The organism is Streptomyces sp. NPDC021100, assembly GCF_044333095.1.
Classification (GTDB): domain Bacteria; phylum Actinomycetota; class Actinomycetes; order Streptomycetales; family Streptomycetaceae; genus Streptomyces.
Genome location: NZ_JBIRQH010000004.1, coordinates 82,742 through 105,682, shown reverse-complemented (window position 1 = coordinate 105,682; position 22,941 = coordinate 82,742). Strand labels below are relative to the sequence as shown.

Genomic DNA, 22,941 nt, shown 5'->3' with positions numbered 1-22,941 from the left:
AGGGATCCGAATCGCGCCGCGATACGTCCCTACCGTGTCGGCCCTCAGCGGCCGGCGGCGCCATCAGAGGACGTCCGAGTCCGCTCGCCGGAGGTGGGAAGCAGTGGCAGGTTTCAGAGCTCTCGCACGAGAGGTGCGCAACCCGGGGAACACCATCGCTCTGCGACGGACGTCGCTCCGCAAGTGCCTCGAACGCTTCGCCCCGTACGGACACCGGGCCACCTGGCACCACCTGTGCGCCCGGGCCGGCCTGGCCCCCGACGACCGCGCGCCCGACCCCGTGCGGCTGATCCGGGCCCTGGAGGAACTGGAGGAGGCGCGGGAGGTGTGGCTGGCCTACGAGGTGGAGTTCGCCGGCCGCCGCCGGCGCGAGAAGCACGACGGCATCCGCCAGCCCTCCGCCCTCGACGACTGGCACCGCAACACGTGGGGCGGGTGTGACATCGTCCCCTGCGCCTCCCCCGACCTCCAGCCGCGCGCCCGGCTGGCGGACGTGCTGCGGCGGGTGATCGACGCCATGGAATCGGCCCCCGGGGACTGCTGCCCGGTCTGCGCACAGGAGCGCATCGAGTGGCGGACGGGGCTGGAGCGGCACCCTTGGGAGGGGCCGGTGTGCACGGACTGCGGAATCGTGGTGCCGGTCGCCGTCCTCACCCCGCCGGCGCTGGCCGCGGCCCGGCGGTACGCGTTCGTCCCCCGGTACGCGGAAGCGGTGGCGTAGGACGTGCGGAGGCGACGGCGGGTGCGCGGGCGTCCCGGTGGCGACGCCCGCGGCACCGGGCCGCCGCTCGGGCCGGGTCAGCTCAGCAGGGAACCGCAGCGGCCGCTCCCGCCGAACCGGTCGTCCGGATTGGACAGCGCGCACTTGTCCAGCGAGAGGCACCCGCAGCCGATGCACCCGTCGAGCCGGTCCCGCAGCCGCTCCAGCCGCTTGATCCGCTCGTCGAGCTCGCCGCGCCACGCCTCGGACAGCTCCGCCCAGTCCTCGGCCGTGGGCGTGCGCTCCTCCGGCAGCCGGGCCAGCGCCTCGCGGATCGTCGCCAGGGGGATGCCCACCCGCTGTGCCGCCCGGATGAAGGCCACCCGGCGCAGCGTGTCGCGGTCGAACCGGCGCTGGTTGCCGGCCGTGCGGCGGCTGCTGATCAGCCCCTTCGACTCGTAGAAGTGCAGGGCCGAGACGGCGGCGCCGCTGCGGGCCGCCAGTTGCCCGACGGTCAGTTCGTGCAGGGTGGTGGGTATCTGTGGCACGGTCACCGACCCTATGTCAGAGGGGCCGGCCGGCGTCCGGCGCGGGCCGATGGCCGACCATGCGCAGGGCCAGTCCCGCGTAGAGCTCGCCGACCTCCTCCGGCGTGCGCTCGCCGTCGTCGCGGAACCAGCGGGCGACGTCGACGCAGAGGGAGAGCAGCGCCAGGCTGGTCCCGCGCACATCGGGAACGTCGAACTCCCCGCCACGCACGCCGTCCTCGACGAGGGAGCGGAGTACGGCGTCGGTCTCCCGGCGCAGCGCGGTGATCTCAGCCCGGTGGTCCCCGGCGAGCGCCCCCAGTTCGTACTGCACCACCCGGGCGGTGGTGTGGTGCTCGGCGTGCCAGCGCGCGAACGTCCGTACCGCGTCGGCCAGTCGCTCCGCCGCCCCGCCGGACCCGTCGCGGGCGCGGGTGAGGAGGGAGAGCGCGAGCCGGTGGCCCACTCCGCTGATGCGGTGGAGGAGGTCCTCCTTGGTGCGGAAGTGGATGTAGAGCGCGGCGGGGCTCATACCGGCCCGGCCGGCGATGTCCCGGGTGGTGGTGGCGTGGTAGCCGCGCTCGGCGAACGCCTGGACGGCCGCGGTCAGCAGCCGCCGTGCGGCGTCGGGTGTGACATCGGCCCACTCCTCGGCCCGTCCGCCCCCGGCGTCCATACGGCCCCCCTCTGCTCGGCTCTCCCCGGCCCCTCCCCCTCCGGAGGGAACGACACCTTATCCCGCCCCTGAGCAGCCGCTCGGCCCGCGTACGCGCCGCCGGACCCGGGCATGCTGCCCTCAGGCGGCGGACGGCTCCGGGCGCGCCCGGGACCGTCCCGGTGGTCCTGGCACGGGCCTGGTACGAGGGGGGACGGCATGGCGGGAGGACGGTTCGGAGCGGCGGTACGGGGCCGGGCGGCCGGGGTACGGCGGGACGGGCTGCCCCTGGCGGCGGCCGTGCTGACCGGCACGGTGGCGCTCCTCATGCTGCTCGTGGTCTTCGGCAACGTCACGGACTTCGACACCAACCGGCAGTTCGTCCGCCACGTCCTGGCGATGGACACGACATCCGGCGACGACCACCTGACCTGGCGGGCCGTCACCTCACGCCCCCTCCAGGACGCCGCCTACCTGCTGATCATCGCCTGGGAGGCGCTGACGGCGGCGGTCCTGACGGTGGCGACGGCCCGGTGGCTGCGCGGCACGCGGCACGGGCCCCTCGGCCCGGCCCGGCGCGCCACGACGCTGGGGCTGGTGCTGTATCTGCTGCTGTTCGGGGTGGGGTTCCTGGCGATCGGCGGAGAGTGGTTCGCGATGTGGCAGTCGTCGCGGTGGAACGGGGTGCCGGCGGCGGAGCGCCATGTGCTGCTGGGCGGGCTGGTGCTGCTGGTCGCCCACTTGCCGGGGTTGCGGGAGGACGGGGTCGTGGGCTGAGGCGGGGGCCGGCGCGGGGCCCGGCGCACGTGCCGACGCGGGGCTCCCGCGCCGGCCTGGGTTCCCGCGTCCGCAGGGGCTTCCGCGTCCGCTTGGGCCCGGCTCCGGGCCTGGGGTCCGACCCGGCCTTCTTCGCCGGCTCGGACACCCTCGCCGGCCCGGACCCTCCGCAGGCCCCGGCGCCCTCACCGGCCGGCTGCCCCGCCGGGCCACCGCTCAGAAGACCACCAAGGACCGCCCGCCGCGCCCGGCGAGCATCGACGCGAACGCGTCGGGGATGTCCTCCAGCCCGATCCGCCGCGTGATCAGCGCCGACAGCTCGAACCGTCCCTCGCGGACGTGCTCGGCGAGGAGAGGCAGGTCGCGGGCGGGGTCGGTGTTGCCGTAGACGCAGCCGGCCAGGGTCCGGCCGGAGTGGAAGAGCTCCAGGGCGGAGAAGGCGACCTGCTGGTCCCGGCCGCCGACGCCGACGACGGTGGTGCGCCCGCCGCGCCGGGTGGCCGTCCAGGCCGCCCGGATGGTCTCCGGCCGCCCCACGCACTCGATCGCCACGTCGGCGCCGTGCCCGCCGGTGAGCTCGCGGACGCGCCGGACCGCGTCGTCGCCGGCGGGCACGAAGTCGGTGGCGCCACAGGCACGGGCCAGTTCCTCCTTCTCCGGGGAGACGTCCACGGCGATCACCCGCTCCGCCCCCGCGAGGCGCGCGGAGCGCACGGTGGCGAGCCCGACCCCGCCGACGCCCACGACCACCACCGACTCCCCCGCCCGCACCCGGGCGCTGTGGTGCACCGCGCCGTAACCGGTGAGCACGGCGCAGCCCAGCAGCGCCGCGTCGGCAAGCGGTACGCCCGCGGGCAGCGGCAGCACGGCCGCCGCCCGGACGACGGTCTCCTCGGCGAACACGGCGGTCCCCAGGGCCGGGTGGAGCGGCGTGCCGTCGCCGCCGAGCGTGGCGTAGGGCTCGGCGGGGGCGAGGGACTCGGCGCACAGCCACGGCTCGTCGATCCCGCAGAAGTGGCAATCCCGGCAGGCGGGCGCCCAGTTGAGCACCACCTCGTCCCCCGGCGCCACATGCGCCACGCCCTCCCCGACGGCGGTGACCGTCCCCGACCCCTCGTGCCCGAGCACGGCCGGAACGGGCTGCCGCAGCGTCCCGTTGGCGAGGGAGAGGTCCGAGTGGCACACCCCCGCCGCGGCGATCCGCACCCTCACCTGCCCCGGCCCCGGGTCCGGCAGCTCGATCTCGGTCACGCGGAGCGGGGCACCTACGGCGGTCAGGACGGCGGCGCGGGTCACGGGCGGTCACCTCTCGGTCGGGGGCCCGCCCGGCGCGACGGGCGCACCGGGGACGGGCCGGCGGGGCGTACGCGGACGGAGCGTGCCCCGGACCGTACGCACCGGCCCCCGGGACACCCCCTGGAACCGTGGCTCAGCCTAGGCCCCTCGCCCTCCGCCGTCACGGGGGATGCCGGGCAGCCGACCGGGTACTCGTGGGGGCATGAGGACACGTGTGGTGCGTGAGCGCCGGCCCGCCGGAGCCGCCGGGGTGGCGGCGGCGCCCCGGCGGCCGTACCCGGAGCCGCGCGCCGCCGTCGCCCGCGCGACCCGGCCGTGACGAGAGCGCGGCCGCGGTTCGACGGCTGGATCGCGGGGGCCGGAACGGCGTCCGGGACCCGTCTCGTGCTGGGGCACTGGCCTTGGTCGCCGTTCGGCCCCTTCAGCGACGTCATGGTCGAACACGCGGACGGAACGCGCCGGTTGCTGGCCCCCACCGGGCGGGTGGCGGACTTCGTCGCCGCCACCTACGCCTTCGACCGCGTGGACGTCCGGCCCGTGGCGGTCGTACGGACCGCCGACTCTTGGACGGTGACCGCCGGCCCGTTGAGCTGGCGCTTCACCGTCGGTCCCCGGAGCCTCCCGGGCCGGCTCCTGCGCGCCGTGCCCACCGCCGCCGCCACCCGCCCGCTGTGGATCCGCTCGGCGGACCTGCCCGCCCGGCTGCTGGGCCTGCGCACGGTCGGCCGGTCCCCGTCCGGCCGCCGGTCGTTCTACGGCGCCCGCGATCTGCACCCGATCACGGACGGGGAGGCCACGTGGGACGGCACCGGGCTGGGGCCCCTCGCGCGGGTGGAACCGCCCGTGCGCTTCGGACCCGTTTCCGTCCCCCGCCGGCCCGCGCTCGTCCGCGTCACCACGCTGGTGGAACTGCCGGACGGCCAGGTGTTCGTCCGGTGACCGGGCCCGGGGTGCCACCCTTTCCCGGGGAACGTGTCACCCGTCCGTGCCTGACGGCCGGCTGGGTGTGCCAGTCGTTCCTGCACTGGCGCTACGAGCCGCGCGTGGTGCAGGCCCTGCTGCCGCCGGGCGTCGTCGTCGACACCTTCGACGGGGCCGCCTGGGTGGGGCTGACGCCGTTCGTCATGGCGTCGGTGCGGCCACTGGGCCTGCCGTACCCCCGGTGGACGTTCCCGGAGACCAACCTGCGCACCTACGTCCGCATCGGGGACGGCGGGCCGGGCCTGTGGTTCCTCTCCCTGGAGGTGACGGCCCCTGCCCTCCTGGCGGCCCGGGCGCTCGGAATCCCCTACCACCTGGGGCGGCTGCGGCGGTGGAGGGACGGGCCGGTCGTCCGGTACGCCGGGGAGCGGCGGGGTGGGGGCCCGGCGTACCGGCTGGCCGTACGGGCAGGGGAGCGGCTCGCCTCCGGTGACCTGGACGTGTGGCTGACGGCTCGGTGGCGGGCGTACAGCCGTGGGGCGGGGCTGCTGTGGGAGACGCCTGTCGAGCATGAGCCGTGGCGGTTGCGTGCCGCTCGGGCGGAGGACGTGCGGCAGACGCTGACGGCGGCTGCGGGGCTGCCGGAGCCGGCGGGGCCGCCGCTGGTGCACTTCTCACCCGGCGTGCGGGGGGTGCGGCTCGGCTTCCCGCGTCCGGTGTGAGGGTGCCCCGGCCCCGCCCCCAGAATCGCCGGACGGGCTGATCCCAGCCCGTCCGGCGATTGAGGACGAGCGGCGAAGCCGCGAAACAGGGGGTCTGGAGGCGAAGCCCCCAGGAGACGGTGAATGGGGGTGCCCCCTCTGGGGGAGGGCCCGGGGCACTCACCCCCCAGGCTCCACCACATCCCGCTCCCCCACGTTCTCCACCTGATCCCGCTGAGCGATATCCGGGTGGTGCAGGTCAAAAGCGGGCGACTCCGACCGCACCCGCGGCAGCGTACAGAAATTGTGCCGCGGCGGCGGGCAACCCGTCGCCCACTCCAGCGACCGCCCGTACCCCCAAGGATCGTCCACGACGACCTGTTTGCCATATCGCGCGGTCTTCCAGACGTTGTACAGAAACGGCAGCGTCGACAGCCCCAGCAGGAACGACCCGATCGACGAAACGGTGTTCAGCGCCGTGAAGCCGTCCGCGTCGAGATAGTCCGCGTACCGCCGAGGCATCCCCGAGGCCCCCAGCCAGTGCTGCACCAGGAAGGTCATGTGGAATCCGGTGAACAACGTCCAGAAGTGCGCCTTCCCCAACCGCTCGTCCAGCATCTTTCCGGTGAACTTCGGCCACCAGAAGTGGAATCCGGCGAACATCGCGAACACCACCGTCCCGAACACCACGTAGTGGAAGTGCGCCACCACGAAATACGAGTCCGTGACGTGGAAGTCCATCGGCGGCGAAGCCAGGATGACACCGGTCAGCCCGCCGAAGAGGAAGGTCACCAGGAAGCCGGTCACCCAGAGCATCGGTGTCTCGAAGGACAGCGAGCCCTTCCACATGGTGCCGATCCAGTTGAAGAACTTCACCCCGGTCGGGATGGCGATCAGGAACGACATGAAGGAGAAGAAGGGGAGCAGCACCGCCCCCGTGGGGAACATGTGGTGTGCCCACACCGTCACGGACAGCCCGGTGATGGAGATCGTCGCGCCGATCAGCCCCGCGTAACCGAAGATCGGTTTGCGGGCGAAGACCGGGATGATCTCGCTGACGATGCCGAAGAAGGGCAAGGCGATGATGTAGACCTCGGGATGCCCGAAGAACCAGAACAGGTGCTGCCAGAGCAGCGCCCCGCCGTTGGCCGGATTGTAGATCTGCGCGCCGAATTTCCGGTCGGCCTCCAGGGCCAGCAGGGCCGCGGCCAGGACCGGGAAGGCGAGGAGCACGAGGACGCCGGTGAGCAGCACGTTCCAGGTGAAGATCGGCAGGCGGAACATCGTCATGCCCGGCGCGCGCATGCAGATGATGGTGGTGATGAAGTTGACCGAGCCGAGGATCGTGCCGAAGCCGGAGAAGACCAGGCCCATGATCCACAGGTCGGCGCCGACGTTCGGCGAGTGCGCCCCGTCCGACAGCGGCGTGTAGGCGAACCACCCGAAGTCGGGCGCGCCGTCCGGGGTGAGGAACGAGGCGACGGCGATCAGCGACCCGAGCAGGTACAGCCAGTAGGCGAACATGTTCAGGCGGGGGAACGCCACGTCGGGCGCGCCGATCTGGAGCGGCATGATCCAGTTCGCGAATCCGGCGAACAGCGGGGTGGCGAACATCAGCAGCATGATGGCGCCGTGCATGGTGAACGCCTGGTTGAACTGCTCGTTGGAGACGATCTGCAGCCCGGGGCGGGCCAGTTCGGCGCGCATCACCAGGGCGAGAATGCCGCCGATGCCGAAGAAGACGAACGACGTGGCCAGGTAGAGAGTGCCGATCTTCTTGTGGTCCGTCGTGCCGAGCCAGTCGATCGCCGCCGCGCCCACGCCCCGCGCGGGGTCGCGCTCGGCGGGTGCCTCGTGCCGCGTCGTCGTACTCGCCATGCGCGTCCTTCCGCCTGTCTCGGAGGCGGAAGGGCCCGCTCGCCCCCACCACCCGGCGGGCCGCCCACGTCGGTGCTGCCCGTCACCGTGATAGGGCACGGCCGCGCCCGCGGCCGCCCATTGCGCCGGCCGTGGGCGCGGCCGTGCGGGCGGCACCCACCGGCGCCGCCCGCACCGCGCCTCAGACGCCCGCACCGCGCCTCAGACGCCCGCACGACGCCTCAGACGCCCGCACGACGGCTCGGAACGCCCGCACCGCGGCTCAGAGCTGGAGCGACTTCGTCTTCAGGTACTCCACGAGCCCGTGGACGCCGAGTTCGCGGCCCACGCCCGACTGCTTCCAGCCGCCGAAGGGCGCCAGGATGTTGAAGTCGCCGCCGTTGACGTCGACGCGGCCGCACTCCATCCGGCGGGCGAAGGCCACGGCCTCGTCGCGGTCGGCCGCCCAGACGGCGCCGGAGAGGCCGTACTCGCTGTCGTTGGCGAGGCGCAGCGCCTCCTCGGTGTCGCGGTAGCGGAGGAAGGACAGGACCGGGCCGAAGATCTCCTCGCGGGCGACGGTCATGTCGGGGGTGACGTCGGCGAGGACGGTGGGGCGCACGTAGTAGCCCTTGTCCAGGCCCTCGGGCGGTTCGGCGCCGCCGGCGGCGACGCGGGCGCCCTCCTCGGCGCCCTTGCGGAGCAGTTCCCGCACCCGGTCGCGCTGCCGGGCGCTGACGACCGGGCCCAGGCGGACGTCGGGTTCGGTGGGGTCGCCGGGTACGTACGCGGCGACGGCCTCGACGGCGAGGGCCACGGCCTCGTCGTAGTGGTCGGTGTGCACCAGGGTGCGGGTGAGGGCGTTGCAGGACTGGCCGGCGTTGCGCACCACGTCGGCGACGTTGGCGCGGACGGCCGTGGCGAGGTCGGCGCCGGGGAGGATGACGTTGGCCGATTTCCCGCCGAGTTCGAGGGCGACGCGCTTGACGGCGCCGCCGGCGAGGGCGCCGATGCGGCGGCCGACGGCGGTGGAGCCGGTGAAGGAGACGAGGTCGACGTCCGGGTGCTCGGCCAGCGGCTGCCCGGCCTCCGGGCCGTACCCGGTGACCAGGTTGAACACCCCGGCGGGCAGCCCCGCGGCGGCGACGCACTCGGCGAAGAGGCGGGCGGTCAGCGGGGTGTACTCGGCGGGTTTGAGGACGACCGTGCAGCCGGCGGCGAGGGCGGGCGCGACCTTGGCGACGATCTGGTGGAGCGGGTAGTTCCAGGGGGTGATCGCGCCGACGACGCCGGCCGGCTCGTGGAGGACGGTCGAGGTGCCGATCCGCTCCTCGAACGCGAAGGTCGCGGCGAGCTCCGCGTAGGAGCGGGCGACGGCGACCGGCAGTCCGGCGTGGACGCGCCGGGCGAAGCCGATGGGCGAGCCGAGCTCGGTGGTGACGGTGGCGGCGATCTCCTCCTGCCGGGCGGCGAGCGCGTCGGCCAGGGCGGTGAGGTGGGCGCCGCGCCGGGCGGGCGCGGTGGCGGCCCAGCCGGGCAGGGCGGCGCGGGCGGCCCGGACGGCGTCGTCGACGTCCTCGGCCGTGCCGGCCGGGACGCTCGCGACGACCTCCTCGGTCGCGGGGTTCTCCACCTCGATCCGGCCGGTCCCCCGGGCGGGCCGCCAGGCTCCGTCGACGAACATCCCGTCATACGCGGTCACAGGGCGTCTCCTCGCGTTCGCGGTGGGCGTGGGCCCGGAGGCGGGGACTGCCGGGCCCACGGCAGGGACTGCCAACCTAACCGGCCCCCCGGTCCGCACCAAGAGGCGGTCCCCGCCCGGCCGCCCCACCGCGGAACACGGCGCTCAAGGTCCATTGACGCACCGGGCCCCGCAATCCTACGGTCATGCAGAGGATTCCTCCGGCAGTGGGAGCACACGATGACCGGCACGGACAGAGAGCGGGCGCGCAAGACGGCCGAAGGGCTCGTCTACGCCTCGGGGTTCGGCAACGAGCACAGCAGCGAGGCCGTTCCCGGCGCGCTGCCGCACGGGCGCAACTCGCCCCAGCGGGCGCCCCTCGGGCTCTACGCGGAGCAGCTCAGCGGCAGCGCCTTCACCGAGCCGCGGCGGCACAACCGCCGGTCCTGGCTCTACCGGATCCGCCCGTCGGCCGCCCACCCCCCGTTCACCCGGATCGACAACGGCGGCCTGCGCGGCGCCCCCTTCGCCGAGACCGTGCCCGACCCCAACCGGCTGCGCTGGAACCCGCTGCCGGAGCCCGCCGAGGGCACGGACTTCCTCGCCGGGCTGTGGACACTGGGCGGCAACGGCGACGCCACGCAACGCGCGGGCATGGCCATCCACCTGTACGCGGCCAACGCCTCGATGACGGACCGCGTCTTCGGCGACGCCGACGGCGAGCTGCTGATCGTCCCCGAGCGCGGCGGGCTGCTGCTGCGCACCGAGTTCGGCCTGCTGCGTGCCGAGCCGGGCCATGTGGCGCTGGTCCCGCGCGGGGTGCGCTTCCGGGTGGAGCTGCTCGACGCGACCGCGCGCGGCTACGTCTGCGAGAACTACGGGCAGCCGTTCACCCTGCCCGACCTGGGCCCGATCGGCGCCAACGGCCTCGCGAACGCACGGGACTTCCTCGCCCCGGTGGCCGCGTACGAGGACACCGACGGGCCGGTCCGGGTGGTGAACAAGTACTGCGGCAACCTCTGGGAGGCGGTGTACGACCACTCGCCGCTCGACGTCGTCGCCTGGCACGGCAACCTCGTCCCGTACGTCTACGACCTCCGCCGGTTCAACGTCATCGGGACGGTCAGCTACGACCACCCCGACCCGTCGATCTTCACCGTGCTCACCTCGCCGTCGGACACCCCGGGCCTGGCGGGCGTGGACTTCGTGGTGTTCGCGCCGCGCTGGCTGGTGGGTGAGGACACCTTCCGGCCGCCGTACTTCCACCGCAATGTGATGAGCGAGTACATGGGTCTGATCGAGGGCGCCTACGACGCGAAGGCCGAAGGCTTCGTGCCGGGCGGCGGCTCGCTGCACAACATGATGTCGGCGCACGGGCCGGACCGGGAGACCTTCGACCGGGCCAGCGCCGCCGAACTCAAGCCGCACAAGGTGGACGACGGGCTGGCCTTCATGTTCGAGACCCGGTGGCCGGTCACGCTCACCGCCCAGGCGGCGGACGCCGGACACCTCCAGTCGGGGTACGACGACGTGTGGCAGGGTCTGGAGCGGCACTACCGCCCCTGAACCCCCCTGAACCACCGCAGAGCCGGAGCCCCCGTGACCACCTTCGCCCCCGACTCCCTGGCGCTCAACCGCAAACTGCCGCTCTGGTATCAGGTGTCGCAGTCGTTGCGCGCGTCCATACTCGGGCGCCGCCCGGACGATCCGCTGCGCCTGCCCACCGAGGACGCGCTCGCCGCGCACTACGGCGTGAGCGTGCTGACCATGCGGCAGGCGCTGAAGGAGCTGGAGGAGGAGGGGCTGATCAGCCGGCACCGGCGGCGCGGCACCTTCATCGAGCCGAGCGCCCGGCGGGGCTCACCGGTGCGGCTGCTGGGCTCGGTGGACACCATCGTGGCCCAGCAGTCGGGCGAGCGGACCACCGTGCTCGGCCACGGCCCGGCGCCGGTCCCCGGCGAGCTGGCCGAGCACTTCCCGGGGCTGGCGGAGGCGGTGGCGTTCCGGCGGCTGCGCCGGGACGGCGAGACGGGCGAGCCGGTCAACTGGGCGGAGAACTGGGTGCACCCCGACCTGGCCGGCCGGATCGGCCTGGAGGACCTGACCCGCTGGCCCATGACGAAGGTGCTGCGCGACGCCCTGGGGGTGCGCATCAGCCGGATCACGGACACCGTGGAGGCGCGGCTGGCCGACCCGGAGACCGCGCGGCTGCTCGACGTGCCGCTGCTCAGCCCGATCCTGCACTACACGGGGGTCACCTACGACGGGAGCGGCCGGGTGGTGGACGTGGCCCGGATCCACTACCGCGGCGACCGCTTCTCGTTCACGGTGACGGTCGAGGCGCGCTGACGTCCCTGCGCGGGCACGGCAAGGGGCCTGAGCCCTTGCGCGGGCGCGACGGGCGCGTGGGCACGGGTGTGTGCGGGCACGGGGGAACGCCGGGGAGCGTAAGGGAACGCCTGGACCTCTGGGACCGCCGAGCGCCGGGTGCGACGGTCAGGGGCGGCTGCCGAACAGCGACCGGCGGAGCCGGCGCAGGGGCGCGAAGAGGGAAACGCGCGCCGTGCGGCCGGAAGCGTCCGCCCGCGCGTGGTCGCGCGAGGTCAGCTCGCGCATCAGCAGAGTCGCGCCCTCGGTGTCACGCTGCGGCACGGCGGGGCCGGCGAGCACCGCGAGATGGCGTTCGAGACGGGCACCGGAGGCGCCGCTCCCGCACTCGATGGCAGGCACACGCGGCCTGCTGCGCATTGTTATCTGGTCCATGAGACTCCCCACCCGTACGAGGCACCCGGCCAAGGCAGGGTAACCCTACCGCCCCATCGCGTCACCCGCGCATCCGCGAACGGATTCACCACCCCGTCAAGGGGGTTGACGACACTGGCCTGAACCTTTCGGACCGTGGTGGCCTGACGGGACGTCGGCAATGGTGCACGGCGGGCGGAAGTCACCCTCCGTCGCCGCGTGTTCACACGGCGGGCGGGGGCCGGCCGTCCCGGCCCCCGCGACGGCGGTCGCGGGGGCCGGGACGGTCTGGAAGGGACTCAGGCCGCCGACGAGAACACCGGCAGGTATCCGCCGGACTGTCCGGCGGCCGTCGGGTGGTAGGACTCGTCGACCGGCAGGGTCACACTGCGCAGCCACGGGCTGCCCGAGCACAGCTCGTGCCCGGCGAAGGTGGTGTTGACGTCGCCGAAGGCGAAGCCGTGGTCGGCGGCCCGCTTGGCGATGACGGAGTCGAGCAGGTCGGCGGCGTTGTTGATGGCCTTCCGCTTGGCTTCGCTCAGGCCGACGCAGACCGCGTCGAGCTTGTAGAAGCGGGGGTAACCGAGGACGACGACGCGGGCCTTGGGCGAGCGGGTGCTGATGGCGGAGTAGACGGTGTCGAGCTTGGCGGGCAGTTCGTCGCGGATGAAGGCGCTCGCGGTGGCGATGCGGTCCAGGCAGACGCTGTCGCTGTTGAGGACGCAGGTGCTCATGGCGTCCGCGAAGCCGGCGTCGTTGCCGCCGATGCTGATGCTGACGAGGCCCGTCGTGGGGGTGAGGGAGGTCAGCTGCTTGGTGAGGACGTCCCCGGTGCGGGCGCCCGAACAGGCGGTGAAGGCGAACGACGCGGGTCTGTGCGCCGCCGACCACAGCGCCGGGTACGCCTTGTCGCTGCGTTTGCAGTCACCGCTGGACGACTGGTAGGAACCGGCGCCGACGCCGGAGGAGTAGGAGTCGCCGAGGGCGACATAAGAAGGGGCCGCGCCGGCGGCCCGCGGGGCGGCCTGGGCGGCGCCGGCGCCGCCGAGAGCGAGGGTCAGGGCGAGGGCCACGGCCGATGCGGCACCCGTGATGCGGTGCGATTTCATGGATCCTCCCTAGCAGGGGTCTCTGCCACCCCTGTGGTAGCAGCGACACGGAGCTTCCGGAAGTGTCCATGACAAACCTTGCGGCACACTCCCACTCCGATGGCCATTCCGTGAAGGATGAAGGACCTGACGCCGCCCCGGGCCGCGCGCCATCACGCGCCGGGCGTCAACGAACGAACCGAATGATCACCCGAACAGCCGTCGCTCAAAAGTGAGTTGACGATGAAGGGGGCGCGCCGGACGTTCACCGGGAGGCAAGGCTCCGTTTGTGGCCGGGACCCGTGCCCAGAAGCCTGTTCGCCCTTCCTTCACGTCTTGACGGCCTTCGCCCGTTGCGCGACATTGAAGCCCGGCATCCGGCGCTTCGGGGGGCTAAGTCGCCAATGCAGAGCTTCAGCGATCCCATCGGTCTCGATGACAGCGATCTCCGTACCGCGGGCCAGGAACCGCCCGGCGGACCGTCCGGCGGACCACCCGGAGGACCGTACGGCGCGAAACCGCCCGACGGCCCGTCCGGTTCCGGACCGCCCGGCGGGCCGCCCGGGCGCCCGGGGAGAGACGGCGGCCCCCTCTCCCGTCCGGCCGCGGACTCCCTGCCCGTCGTCGCCGGGGCCGCCGCCGCGATGGCCGGGGCGGGTGCGGCGCTGGCGTTGCTGGACATCGGCTCGCCGTTGCGGGCGCCCTTCACCCTCTTCTTCCTGATCGTGGCGCCCGCCTGCGGCGTGGCCGCCGCGCTGCGCGGGCTCGACCCGCTCAGCCGCGCCGTGGTGGCGGCCGGCGGGGCCGTCGCGGTCGACCTGCTGACCGCCCAGACCATGCTCGCGCTGCACAGCTGGACGGTGCGCGGCGGGGTGGCCGCGGTCGCGGCGGTCAGCCTGCTCCTCTTCCTGCTGGCGCACGCCTGGCGCCACCGGGGGCGCGGCACGAGCGACCGGACGACCTGAGGTGGAGGTCAGCGTCCACCGCCCGGGTGAACTCACCGCGGCCGACCGGGCGGCGTGGTCGGCCATGCAGGCGCGGGCGGTGGAGGACGGTGCGCCGCAGCTCGGAAACCCTTTTCTGGCACCGGAGTTCGCGCTGGCGGTGGGCCGCTGCCGGCGCGGGGTCCGGATCGCGGTCGTCCGGGAGGAGGGTGCTCCGGCCGCCTTCTTCCCTTTTCAGCGTTCGGCGTTCGGGATCGGCCGGGCGATCGGGCTCGGCGTCTCGGACGCCCAGGGGCTGGTGCACCGGCCCGGATTCCAGTGGGACGCCAAGGAGCTGCTGGCGGCCTGTGGGCTGTCGCTGTGGGAGTTCGACCACCTGGTGGAGGGGCAGAAGCCGTTCGAGGAGGGTGCGGTCGGCGCCTTCCCCTCCCCCGTCATCGACGTCGAGCAGGGCTTCGACTCCTATCTGGCGGCACTGCGCAAGCAGTCGCCCAAGTTCACCCGCACCACGCTGGCGAAGGAGCGCCGGCTCGGCCGGGACGCGGGTGGGGTGCGGTACGTGCACGACGAGCGGGACCCGGCCGTACTGCGCACGCTGATCGGCTGGAAGTCCGCGCAGTACCGAAGAACAGGGCGCAGCGACCGCTTCGCGCGCCCCTGGATCTCCCGGCTGGTCGAGCAGCTCTTCCACACCCGCTCGGAGGCGTTCGGCGGCCTGCTGTCCGTGCTCTACGCGGGTGGCCGGCCGGTCGCGGCGCACTTCGGACTGCGGTCGCGGACGGTGCTGGCGTGCTGGTTCCCGGCGTACGACCCGGGGTTCGCGAAGTACTCGCCCGGGCTGGTGCTGCACGTACGGATGGCGGAGGGGGCCGCCGCCGCGGGGCTGACCCATCTGGACCTCGGGCGGGGCGGCAAGGCGTACAAGGACTCCTTGAAGACGCGCGAACTCGCCGTGTCCGAAGGGTGGGTGATGCGGCGTCACCCGGTCGCGCTGGGGCACAAGGCCCGGCGTGCGCCGGTGCGTGCGCTGCGCAATGCCGTCGTCGCACGCCCCCAACTCTTCGAACCCGCCGACCGGCTGCTCAAGCAGGTGGGACGGTTGCGGCGGAGCGTCTGAGCCACGGCGGACGTCTTGCGCCGGTGCGCTCCGGGTGTGCGTTCGCACACCGGACGGTGCGTCAGGAACAAAGGACACCAAAGGAGGAGGCTCCGACTCACCTCTTGCCATACAGTCTCAAGCTTCAATACCGTCGTACATCTACCCGCATCGGTCCATCAGTTCTTGCGGCTCCGGGGAGGGGCTCCAGTCGCCGCGATGGATCCGGGGCGGGGCGCGGCAGGGGGTGCCGCGCTCGGCCGGGGAGATCCGTGTCGAGTCGCGTGCCGCGCGGCCTGTGCTCTTCGCCAACTCATCCTGTACGCACGGCGGTTGATCGCCGCACCGGACAGGGTGAGACCCCCTTTTCGAACCGGACACACCATGGGACCGCTCGGGGGCGGGCGGTCCTCCGGACGAGAGGGAAACAGAGAATCATGAGTTCGTTCCTGCGCCCGGCGGCCGGTCAGGACCACGACCGGGACCCCGGGACCGACGCCGGCGGCGAGACCGCCCGGCCCCTCGAACCACCCGCCCAGTACCGCCCGGTGTCGCCGCAGTTCGCGATAGCACCGCCGGTCAGCGTGGTGATCCCCGCGATGAACGAGGCGGAGAACCTGCCGTACGTCTTCAAGACCCTGCCGTCCTGGATCCACGAGGTGGTCCTCGTCGACGGCAACTCCACCGACGACACCGTCAAGGTGGCCCGGGAGCTCTGGCCGGCCGTCAAAGTGGTCGAGCAGCAGGGCAAGGGCAAGGGCGACGCCCTGATCACCGGGTTCGCCGCCTGCTCGGGCGAGATCATCGTGATGGTGGACGCGGACGGCTCGGCCGACGGCAACGAGATCGTCAGCTACGTCTCGGCCCTGGTGGGCGGCGCGGACTTCGCCAAGGGGTCCCGGTTCGCCAACGGGGGCGGCACGGACGACATGACGCCCATCCGCAAGCTGGGCAACCGCGTCCTGTGCTCGATCGTCAACCACAAGTTCGGCGCCCGCTACACGGACCTGTGCTACGGGTACAACGCCTTCTGGAAGCGCGTCCTGGACGACATCGCCCTGGACTGCGCCGGCTTCGAGGTGGAGACGCTGATGAACATCAGAGTCGTCAAGGCCGGCCTGCGGGTCCAGGAGATCCCCAGCCACGAGTTCGTCCGCATCCACGGCGCCAGCAACCTGCGGGCCGTGCGCGACGGGCTGCGGGTCCTCAAGGTCATCCTGCGCGAGCGCGGCTCCCGGCGGCGCCGGCATCCGGCCCGCCGGCCGCTGGCCATCGCGCCGGCCGCGAGCCGCGGGGAGGTGTCTTGAGCACAGCGCCGGCGGAGCGGACCTCGGCGCCGGACGTCTCGGTGGTCGTCTGCGTCTACACCGAGGACCGCTGGGGCGACATCCTCGCCGCGGTGGCCTCGGTGGCCGCGCAGTCCTACCCGGCGCGCGAGACCCTGCTCGTCGTGGACCACAACCCGGCGCTGCTGCGCCGGCTGGCCAAGGTGTACGGCGACGACGGGCTCGGCGCGCCGGACGGCACCGCGGGCCGCGTCCGGGTGCTGGCCAACGCCGGTCCGCGCGGCCTGTCCGCCGGGCGCAACACCGGCGTCGCGGCCTCGTCCGGGGAGGTGGTCGCCTTCCTGGACGACGACGCGGTGGCCGAGCGCGACTGGCTGCTGCACTTCGCCCGGGCGTACGCCGATCCGCGCGTGATGGCGGTCGGCGGCCGCACCCAGCCGGTGTGGGCCTCGCGGGCCCGGCCCGCGTGGTTCCCCGAGGAGATGGACTGGGCGGTGGGCTGCACGTACCGCGGCCTGCCGCCCGGCCGGGTGCGGGTGCGCAACGTCCTCGGCGGCAACGCCTCGTTCCGCAGATCGGCCCTGACGGCCGTCGGCGGGTTCGCCTCCGGCATCGGCCGGGACGGCCACCGGCTACCGCTGGGCTGCGAGGAGACGGAGCTGTGCATCCGGCTGGCCCGGGCGGTGCCGGGGGCGGTGCTGCTGATCGACGACCGGGCGGTGATCCACCACCGGGTCCCGGCCGAGCGGGAACGGTTCGGCTATCTGCGCACCCGGGCGTACGCCGAGGGCCTGTCCAAGGCGCTGGTGGCGCACAGCGTCGGCGCGCGCGACGGGCTCGCGTCCGAGCGCCGCTACACCACCCGGGTGCTCCCGGCGGGCGTGGCGCGCGGGCTGCGCGACGCCCTGCTCGGCCGGCCCGGCGGCGCCGGGCGGGCCGCGGCGATCCTCACCGGGGTGGCCGCGGCGGCGGCCGGTTACGCGCTCGGCAGCGTCCGGGCACGCCGGGGCGGCGGGCGCTTCTCGACGGAGGGGGCCGCGGTGGCGGGGACCGCCGTGGACGGGCCGTCCGACGCCGGGGAGGGGGGCGTATGACGACGACACCCGCCGAGGTGCCGATCCTCATGTACCACTCGGTGGCACACTCCCCCTCCCGGGCGGCGCACGCGCTGTCCGTCGCGCCGGAGGCGTTCGCCGAGCAGATGCGGCTGCTGGACGCGGCCGGCTTCGTCCCGCTGACGACCCGGGAACTGGCCGGGGCCTGGCGGGACGGCCGTCCGCTGCCGTCGAAACCGGTGCTGATCACGTTCGACGACGGCTACGAGGGCGTGCACCGGCACGCCCTCCCCGTCCTCGCCGAACACGGTTTCGCCTCAACGGTGTTCGTCTCCACGGGCTGGCTGCGCGGGCCGTACGACACCGGGGGCGCGCTCGACCTCATGCTCACCTGGGACCAGGTGCGCGAGCTGGCCGAGGCCGGGGCCGAGATCGGCGGGCACAGCCACACCCACCCGCAGCTCGATCAACTGCCCGACGCGGGGCTGGCGTTCGAGCTCGGCCGGTGCCGGGAGATCCTCACCGGCGAACTGGGCCGGCCGCCGGTTTCGTTCGCCTACCCCTACGGGTATTCCAGCCGCCGGGTGCGGCAGGCGGTGCGCTCGACCGGCTTCGGGATCTCGCTGGCGGTGGGCAACGGTCTGGCCGCCCGCCGGCAGGGCCCGTACGCGGTGCGCCGGGTGACCGTGCGCCGTACGACGGGGATCCCCGACTTCGAACGCATGGTGCACGGCCGGGCACTCGGCCGGCTGTTCGCCGCCGACCGGGCCCTGACCAAGGGGTACGCCGTCGTCCGCAGGGGCCGGCAGGCGATGAGAAAGGCAAGAGGGGCGCGTGGCTGACACGTCCACCCAGGACCCGTCCGCACGGGACGTGTCCGCACGGACCGAGGAGCGGGCGGTGGCACCGGCGGGCCGCGGATTCCGGCTGCCGGGACGGGGCGGGGGCGGCGGACGGGGCGGAGGGGGCCCCGGCGGCGACGAACAGGGCGGGCACGGCGGGAATGACAAGGGGGGCAAGAGGGGCGGGAGCGGCGGCAGCCCGCTGTTCCGCAACGCGTTCGCCCTGATGCTCAACACCGGCATCAGCGCCGTGCTCGGGGTCGGCTTCTGGCTGATCGCCGCCCGCTACTACAGCGAGGACGCGGTCGGCCGCGGCTCGGCGGCCATCGCCGCCATGAAGCTGCTCGCCGGCCTCACCGCGGTCACCCTGACCGGAGCGCTGGCCCGCTTCATACCGGTCGCGGGCCGGACGACGGGACGGCTGGTGGTCCGTACGTACGCGGCGAGTTCCCTCGTCGTCGCCGTCGCCGCGGGCGTCTTCCTGTTCACCCTCGACCTCTGGGGCCCGTCCTACGAGGCGCTGCGCGGGCCGTCGCACGGCCTGGTGTTCGTCGCCGCCGTCGTCGCCTGGTCGCTGCTGACCCTCCAGGACGGCGTGCTGACCGGGCTGCGCCAGGCGGTGTGGGTGCCGGTGGGGAACACCGCGTTCTCCGCGGCCAAGCTCGCCCTGCTGATCGCCCTGGCGGCGGCGCTGCCCGGGACCGGGGTGTTCGCCTCCTGGGTGGTGTCGATCTCCGTCTCGGTACTGCCGCTGGGCTGGCTGGTGTTCCGCCGGCTGGTCCCCGAGCACGTCCGGGCGACGGAGGCGTCCGCGCGCCCTGCCTCCGCCCGCGAGATCGGCCGGTTCCTGGCCGGGGACTACACCGGGTCGCTGTTCTCGCTGGCCGTCGTCTACCTGGTGCCGGTGCTCGTCGCCTCGCAGATCAGCTCGGCCGAGAACGCGTACTTCTACATCGCGTCCACCATAGGCGGGACGGTCAACCTGCTCGCCATCAACATGGGCGCCTCGCTGACCGTCGAGGGCTCGCACGACCCCGAGCGGCTGGCGGAGAACTGCCGGGCCGCCCTGCGCCGGATGGCCAAGCTCATGCTGCCGGTGTGCGGGCTGCTGTTCGTCCTGGCGCCCTGGATCCTGGGGGTCTTCGGTCCCGCTTATACAGAGGCGACGCCGCTGCTGCGCTGGTTCGCGGTGGGCGCGGTGCTGCGGGTGGTCATGGAGACGTACTTCGCCGTGCTGCGGGCCCAGAGCCGGACGGCCGGACTGGCGTGGCTCCAGGGGCTGTTGTGCTTGCTGGTCCTGGGCCTGACGCTGCTGCTCCTCCCCCGCATGGGGCTGACGGGGGCGGGGGTCGCGGAGATCTCCAGCCTGACGGTGATCGCCTCGGTGGCGGCGGTGAAGCTGTGGGGCGTGCTCCGGGCCCCTTCCCGGCCCCGGGCGGTCGCGCCGGAGCGCGCCGCCGAGGCCGCCCCGGACGGCGACCTGGCCGACCTCGCGTCCCGCCGGCACCGCGCCCGGGCCGCGGAGACCGGCTACGGCACCCGCTGGGCCCTGCGCGCCGCCCTGGACGCGGACACCCTCCCCCTCGGCGTCCGGCTGGACTTCGACCACCTCGAACGCCGCCCGGACGTCCGCCTCTCCCCCGAGCCGCTCGCCCTCCGCGCGGAGGGCACGGGCCGGGGCGCGCCGCCGTTCCGGGGGGACGGCACCGCACGCACGGCACCGGGCGGCACGCCGAGGCCCGGCGGCGACGCGGTGGCCGCGCCTCAGAACGCCGGGGAACCCCCGGCGGCCACGCCTCAGGCCGCCGGGAACCGCCCGGCGGGCACGCCTCAGGCCGCCGGGAACCGCCCGGCGGGCACGGACGACGACCGGACGACGGCACGGGGGCACGGGGGCCGAGGGAGCATGGACACACCGGAGAACACCGACGGCCACCGCCCGGACGCCGCCCCCGCCCGCGGCGGCGTGCGCCTCCGCAAGGAGCGGACGGGTGCGGCGGGGGGCGGGGAACCGGCTCCGCGGGCGCACGTGCGGGCACGGACGGACGAGGATCCGGGCAGAAGCGCGGGGCCGGGCGCGGGCGCGGGTCCGGAGGCGGATGTGGGCGCGGCCCCCGACGGCCGGGTGCGCCCGGCGGCGGACGCGACGGGCCCGGCGACAGCGGGAGACACGGCGGGCCCGGCCCGAGAGCCGTCCGTCCCGGACCGCCGCACCGCCGAGGCCGCCGAAGCCGCCGAGGCCGCCGCGCCCGCGTCGCGCGGCCCGTCCGGGCCGGCCGCACCGGAGGCCACCGTGGCGCTCTCGGGCACGACGTGGCGACACGAACGGGCGGAAGCGGCACCCCGGGAGGCCGGGCGGACGGCACGGGAACCGGGGGCCCGCCCGGGCCCGGTGAACGGCGGAGGCGGGGCCGTCGTCGACGTCCGGAATCCGGCGGAGGCGGAGGCGGAGGGGGAGGAGGAGGCGGCCGGAACCGCGCCCCCCGAGGCCCGTGAACCGCGGGCGGCGACGGCCGGACCGGCCCACCCCGACGGCGACGGCGACGGCCGGACCGGTGCGCCGGAGCGCCCGGACCCGGCGGGCCCGAACGGTCCGGCGGGGCCGAACGGTCCGACGACGTCCTCCGGCACGCCGACGCGTACCGCGCAGGCAGTGGCCGCCCGGCCGACCGAAGCGGCGGAAGGGCGGACGGCGCCCACCGGTCGGGCCACTCGGTGGGCCGGCCGGTGGGCCACCCGGACCGGCCGGTGGACCGGTCCCCGGCGACGGCCCGAAGCCGGGATCTGGATCCTGCTCGCCGCCGCGCTCACCCTCTACTGGCTCCCCCTCCGGGCCCTCGGCGAGGTCAACCTCGAAGGGATGGGCGGCCTCGGGCTGGTCTCGGTGCTGCCGGTGGCGACCCTCGTCGGGGCGGCGCTGCTGGTCGTGTGCTTCGCCGCCGCGCTGGTGCCCGCCCGGCCCCGCACCTGGCTGCTCGCCGCCGTCCTGCTGGCGACGGTGGTGTCCCTGCACGCCGTACCGGCGGTCCTGGAGGACCGCCCCCGCTTCGCGACGGCCTGGCAGCACCTGGGCTTCCTCGACTACATCGACAGAACGGGCACCGCCGCGCCCGACCTGGACGCGCGCTGGAGCTGGCCGGGCTTCTTCGCGCTCGCCGCGTTCGCCGCGCGGGCGTGCGGCGTGGACGACCTCACCGAGGTGCTGCGCTGGTGGCCGCTCGCCGTCCAGCTCCTCTCGCTCGCGCCGCTGGCACTGCTCCTGCGGGCCGTGCGGGCGCACTGGCGGGCCAAGTGGACGGCGCTGTGGCTGTTCGCGCTCTGCGGCTGGGTCGGCCAGGACTACTTCTCGCCGCAGTCCCTCAACTACGTCTTCTACCTCCTCTTCGTGGCCGTGCTGCTCGTCTGGTTCCGCTGGCCGGGCGAGCTCCCGGGCCGGCGGCTGCCCGGCGAGCGCCGGGTGGAGGAGACGGACCGCCGGACGCGGACCCTCCTGCTGGGCGTGCTGATCGCCCTGTTCGCGGCGTCGGTCGCCAGCCACCAGCTCACGCCGTTCGTCATGCTGGGGGTGCTGACGGCCTTGGTGCTGGTGCGCCGCTGCACGCTGCGCGGCCTGCCGCTCCTCTGCGGCGTGCTGCTGGCGGTGTGGGTGGGGTTCCTGGCGGAGCCGTACTGGTCGGGGCATTTCGACGAACTGTTCGGCGGGCTGGGCTCGTTGGGCGGCAACGTCTCGTCGTCCGTCGCGGGCCGCATCGAGGGCGGCAACCCGGTGCACAAGCTGGTGCTGTACACCCGGGTGGCGCTCGCCGGCGGGGTCTTCGCGCTCGCCGCCCTCGGCTGGTGGCGCCGCCGCCGGGCGGGCGTGGGCGACACGGCCCTGGCCGTCCTGACGTGCGTGCCGTTCCTGGCGTTCGGCATGCAGTCGTACGGCGGTGAAGTGGCCCTGCGCGTCTTCCTGTTCGCGGTGCCGGGCGCCTGCGTCCTGGGCGCCCTGGCCCTCTTCCCGGCGACCGGGCGGAAACCCCGCCCCCTGGCCGCCCCCCTGTGCGCGCTGACGGCCGGCCTGGTCCTGCTGTTCGGCTTCCTGGTGGCCCGCTGGGGCAACGAGGACTTCGAACGCGTCCGCCCGGGCGAGGTGGCGGCCATGGACTACGTCTACGCGCACGACAGGCCGACCGTAAAACTGCTCTGGATGAGCAGCGACACGCTCAACAACGTCACTCCGGCCATGCCCTGGGGCACCCGTGACATGGAACGCGTCCTGTACGAGCCGACGCTCGCGCCCCGCGACCCGTCAGGCGGCGCGCCGGACCTTGTCACGGCCCTCCGGGCGGCCGGCCCGAACGCGTACCTCGTCCTCAACCACGGCCAGTCGACGTACCTGGAACTCAGCGCCGGCTACACCGCGGACTGGGACCACCGCATGCGCCGGGCCCTGGACCGCCGCCCGGAACTCCGCCGCGTCCTGACCAACACCGACGCGGCCCTCTACGAACTCCGCGACAAACCCCCCGGCCCCGCGGACCCACCCCACCCCGGCCCCACCGGCCCCCACATCACCTGGACCCCCGTCTCCCTCACCGGCGGCGTCATGGCCCTCGCCCTGCTGCTCCTGCTGACGGCCCGGGAACTGACCCGGGTGGGCATGCGGCCGGGAGTACGGCAACTGCGCTGGATGCAGGGCTCGTTCTGGTTCGCGATGCCGCTGCTGGCGGTCCTGGTGGCGGTCCTGGTCCAGCGCCTGGCGACGATGTCGTGAGGCCGCCCGGCCCCCGC

General features: G+C 74.3%; 19 protein-coding genes. 12 read left to right on the top strand and 7 right to left on the bottom strand.

Annotated features, from left to right (window positions below):
- Positions 1 to 103: 103 nt before the first annotated feature.
- Positions 104 to 721, top strand: coding sequence for a hypothetical protein (locus ACH4PU_RS09895; RefSeq protein ID WP_398268756.1), 618 nt, complete (start codon positions 104 to 106; stop codon positions 719 to 721).
- 77 nt (positions 722 to 798) lie between these two features.
- Here ACH4PU_RS09895 and soxR read toward each other — a convergent pair whose 3' ends face one another.
- Together soxR and ACH4PU_RS09885 are read right to left on the bottom strand one after the other, a co-directional pair.
- A complete protein-coding gene (soxR, locus tag ACH4PU_RS09890; protein WP_398268753.1) occupies positions 799 to 1,248 on the bottom strand; it encodes a redox-sensitive transcriptional activator SoxR in 450 nt (149 codons plus the stop codon).
- Between the two features lie 16 nt (positions 1,249 to 1,264).
- Entirely contained in the window at positions 1,265 to 1,903 is a 639-nt protein-coding gene (locus ACH4PU_RS09885; RefSeq protein WP_398268750.1) for a TetR/AcrR family transcriptional regulator, read from the bottom strand.
- Positions 1,904 to 2,101: 198 nt separating this feature from the next.
- On the opposite strand from ACH4PU_RS09885, the gene ACH4PU_RS09880 reads away from it, so the two are divergent.
- The gene (locus ACH4PU_RS09880) at positions 2,102 to 2,659 is read left to right on the top strand and encodes a DUF2165 domain-containing protein (RefSeq protein WP_398268747.1); all 558 of its coding nucleotides are present in this window, start codon (positions 2,102 to 2,104) and stop codon (positions 2,657 to 2,659) included.
- A 216-nt stretch (positions 2,660 to 2,875) separates the two neighbouring features.
- Here the strand turns inward: ACH4PU_RS09880 and ACH4PU_RS09875 are convergent, their stop codons facing one another.
- Complete coding sequence (locus ACH4PU_RS09875) at positions 2,876 to 3,955, bottom strand: Zn-dependent alcohol dehydrogenase (RefSeq protein ID WP_398268744.1); 1,080 nt, start codon at positions 3,953 to 3,955, stop codon at positions 2,876 to 2,878.
- 315 nt (positions 3,956 to 4,270) lie between these two features.
- Here ACH4PU_RS09875 and ACH4PU_RS09870 point away from each other — a divergent pair, with 315 nt between their 5' ends.
- Both ACH4PU_RS09870 and ACH4PU_RS09865 read left to right on the top strand, forming a co-directional pair.
- Complete coding sequence (locus ACH4PU_RS09870) at positions 4,271 to 4,894, top strand: hypothetical protein (RefSeq protein WP_398268741.1); 624 nt, start codon at positions 4,271 to 4,273, stop codon at positions 4,892 to 4,894.
- Positions 4,895 to 4,959: 65 nt separating this feature from the next.
- Entirely contained in the window at positions 4,960 to 5,598 is a 639-nt protein-coding gene (locus ACH4PU_RS09865) for a YqjF family protein (RefSeq protein WP_398268738.1), read from the top strand.
- Positions 5,599 to 5,757: 159 nt separating this feature from the next.
- On the opposite strand, the gene ctaD is transcribed toward ACH4PU_RS09865, so the two are convergent.
- Positions 5,758 to 7,455 carry a cytochrome c oxidase subunit I gene (gene ctaD, locus ACH4PU_RS09860; RefSeq protein ID WP_398268735.1) on the bottom strand — a complete coding sequence of 566 codons (1,698 nt, stop codon included), beginning with the start codon at positions 7,453 to 7,455 and terminating at the stop codon, positions 5,758 to 5,760.
- A 262-nt stretch (positions 7,456 to 7,717) separates the two neighbouring features.
- The gene (locus tag ACH4PU_RS09855; protein WP_398268732.1) at positions 7,718 to 9,136 is read right to left on the bottom strand and encodes an aldehyde dehydrogenase family protein; all 1,419 of its coding nucleotides are present in this window, start codon (positions 9,134 to 9,136) and stop codon (positions 7,718 to 7,720) included.
- A gap of 219 nt (positions 9,137 to 9,355) precedes the next feature.
- Here ACH4PU_RS09855 and hmgA point away from each other — a divergent pair, with 219 nt between their 5' ends.
- Both hmgA and ACH4PU_RS09845 read left to right on the top strand, forming a co-directional pair.
- Complete coding sequence (gene hmgA, locus ACH4PU_RS09850; protein ID WP_398268729.1) at positions 9,356 to 10,681, top strand: homogentisate 1,2-dioxygenase; 1,326 nt, start codon at positions 9,356 to 9,358, stop codon at positions 10,679 to 10,681.
- A 33-nt stretch (positions 10,682 to 10,714) separates the two neighbouring features.
- The gene (locus ACH4PU_RS09845) at positions 10,715 to 11,464 is read left to right on the top strand and encodes a GntR family transcriptional regulator (RefSeq protein WP_398268726.1); all 750 of its coding nucleotides are present in this window, start codon (positions 10,715 to 10,717) and stop codon (positions 11,462 to 11,464) included.
- A 147-nt stretch (positions 11,465 to 11,611) separates the two neighbouring features.
- On the opposite strand, the gene ACH4PU_RS09840 is transcribed toward ACH4PU_RS09845, so the two are convergent.
- Together ACH4PU_RS09840 and ACH4PU_RS09835 are read right to left on the bottom strand one after the other, a co-directional pair.
- Entirely contained in the window at positions 11,612 to 11,878 is a 267-nt protein-coding gene (locus ACH4PU_RS09840; protein ID WP_398268723.1) for a hypothetical protein, read from the bottom strand.
- A 278-nt stretch (positions 11,879 to 12,156) separates the two neighbouring features.
- Positions 12,157 to 12,966, bottom strand: coding sequence for an SGNH/GDSL hydrolase family protein (locus tag ACH4PU_RS09835; RefSeq protein WP_398268720.1), 810 nt, complete (start codon positions 12,964 to 12,966; stop codon positions 12,157 to 12,159).
- A 383-nt stretch (positions 12,967 to 13,349) separates the two neighbouring features.
- On the opposite strand from ACH4PU_RS09835, the gene ACH4PU_RS09830 reads away from it, so the two are divergent.
- The 6 genes from ACH4PU_RS09830 (at position 13,350) to ACH4PU_RS09805 (ending at position 22,924) form a co-directional block, all read left to right on the top strand.
- On the top strand, positions 13,350 to 13,910 hold the full coding sequence (locus tag ACH4PU_RS09830; RefSeq protein WP_398268717.1) for a hypothetical protein: 561 nt from the start codon (positions 13,350 to 13,352) through the stop codon (positions 13,908 to 13,910).
- A gap of 1 nt (position 13,911) precedes the next feature.
- Positions 13,912 to 15,006, top strand: coding sequence for a GNAT family N-acetyltransferase (locus ACH4PU_RS09825; protein ID WP_398268714.1), 1,095 nt, complete (start codon positions 13,912 to 13,914; stop codon positions 15,004 to 15,006).
- Between the two features lie 416 nt (positions 15,007 to 15,422).
- Entirely contained in the window at positions 15,423 to 16,292 is an 870-nt protein-coding gene (locus ACH4PU_RS09820; RefSeq protein WP_398268711.1) for a glycosyltransferase family 2 protein, read from the top strand.
- Positions 16,289 to 17,365, top strand: coding sequence for a glycosyltransferase (locus ACH4PU_RS09815; protein ID WP_398268708.1), 1,077 nt, complete (start codon positions 16,289 to 16,291; stop codon positions 17,363 to 17,365). Before ACH4PU_RS09820 ends, ACH4PU_RS09815 begins: the two co-directional genes overlap by 4 nt.
- Entirely contained in the window at positions 17,362 to 18,168 is an 807-nt protein-coding gene (locus ACH4PU_RS09810; RefSeq protein ID WP_398268705.1) for a polysaccharide deacetylase family protein, read from the top strand. The genes ACH4PU_RS09815 and ACH4PU_RS09810 overlap by 4 nt, the downstream gene beginning before the upstream one ends.
- The gene (locus ACH4PU_RS09805; protein WP_398268702.1) at positions 18,161 to 22,924 is read left to right on the top strand and encodes a lipopolysaccharide biosynthesis protein; all 4,764 of its coding nucleotides are present in this window, start codon (positions 18,161 to 18,163) and stop codon (positions 22,922 to 22,924) included. Before ACH4PU_RS09810 ends, ACH4PU_RS09805 begins: the two co-directional genes overlap by 8 nt.
- Positions 22,925 to 22,941: the final 17 nt, after the last annotated feature.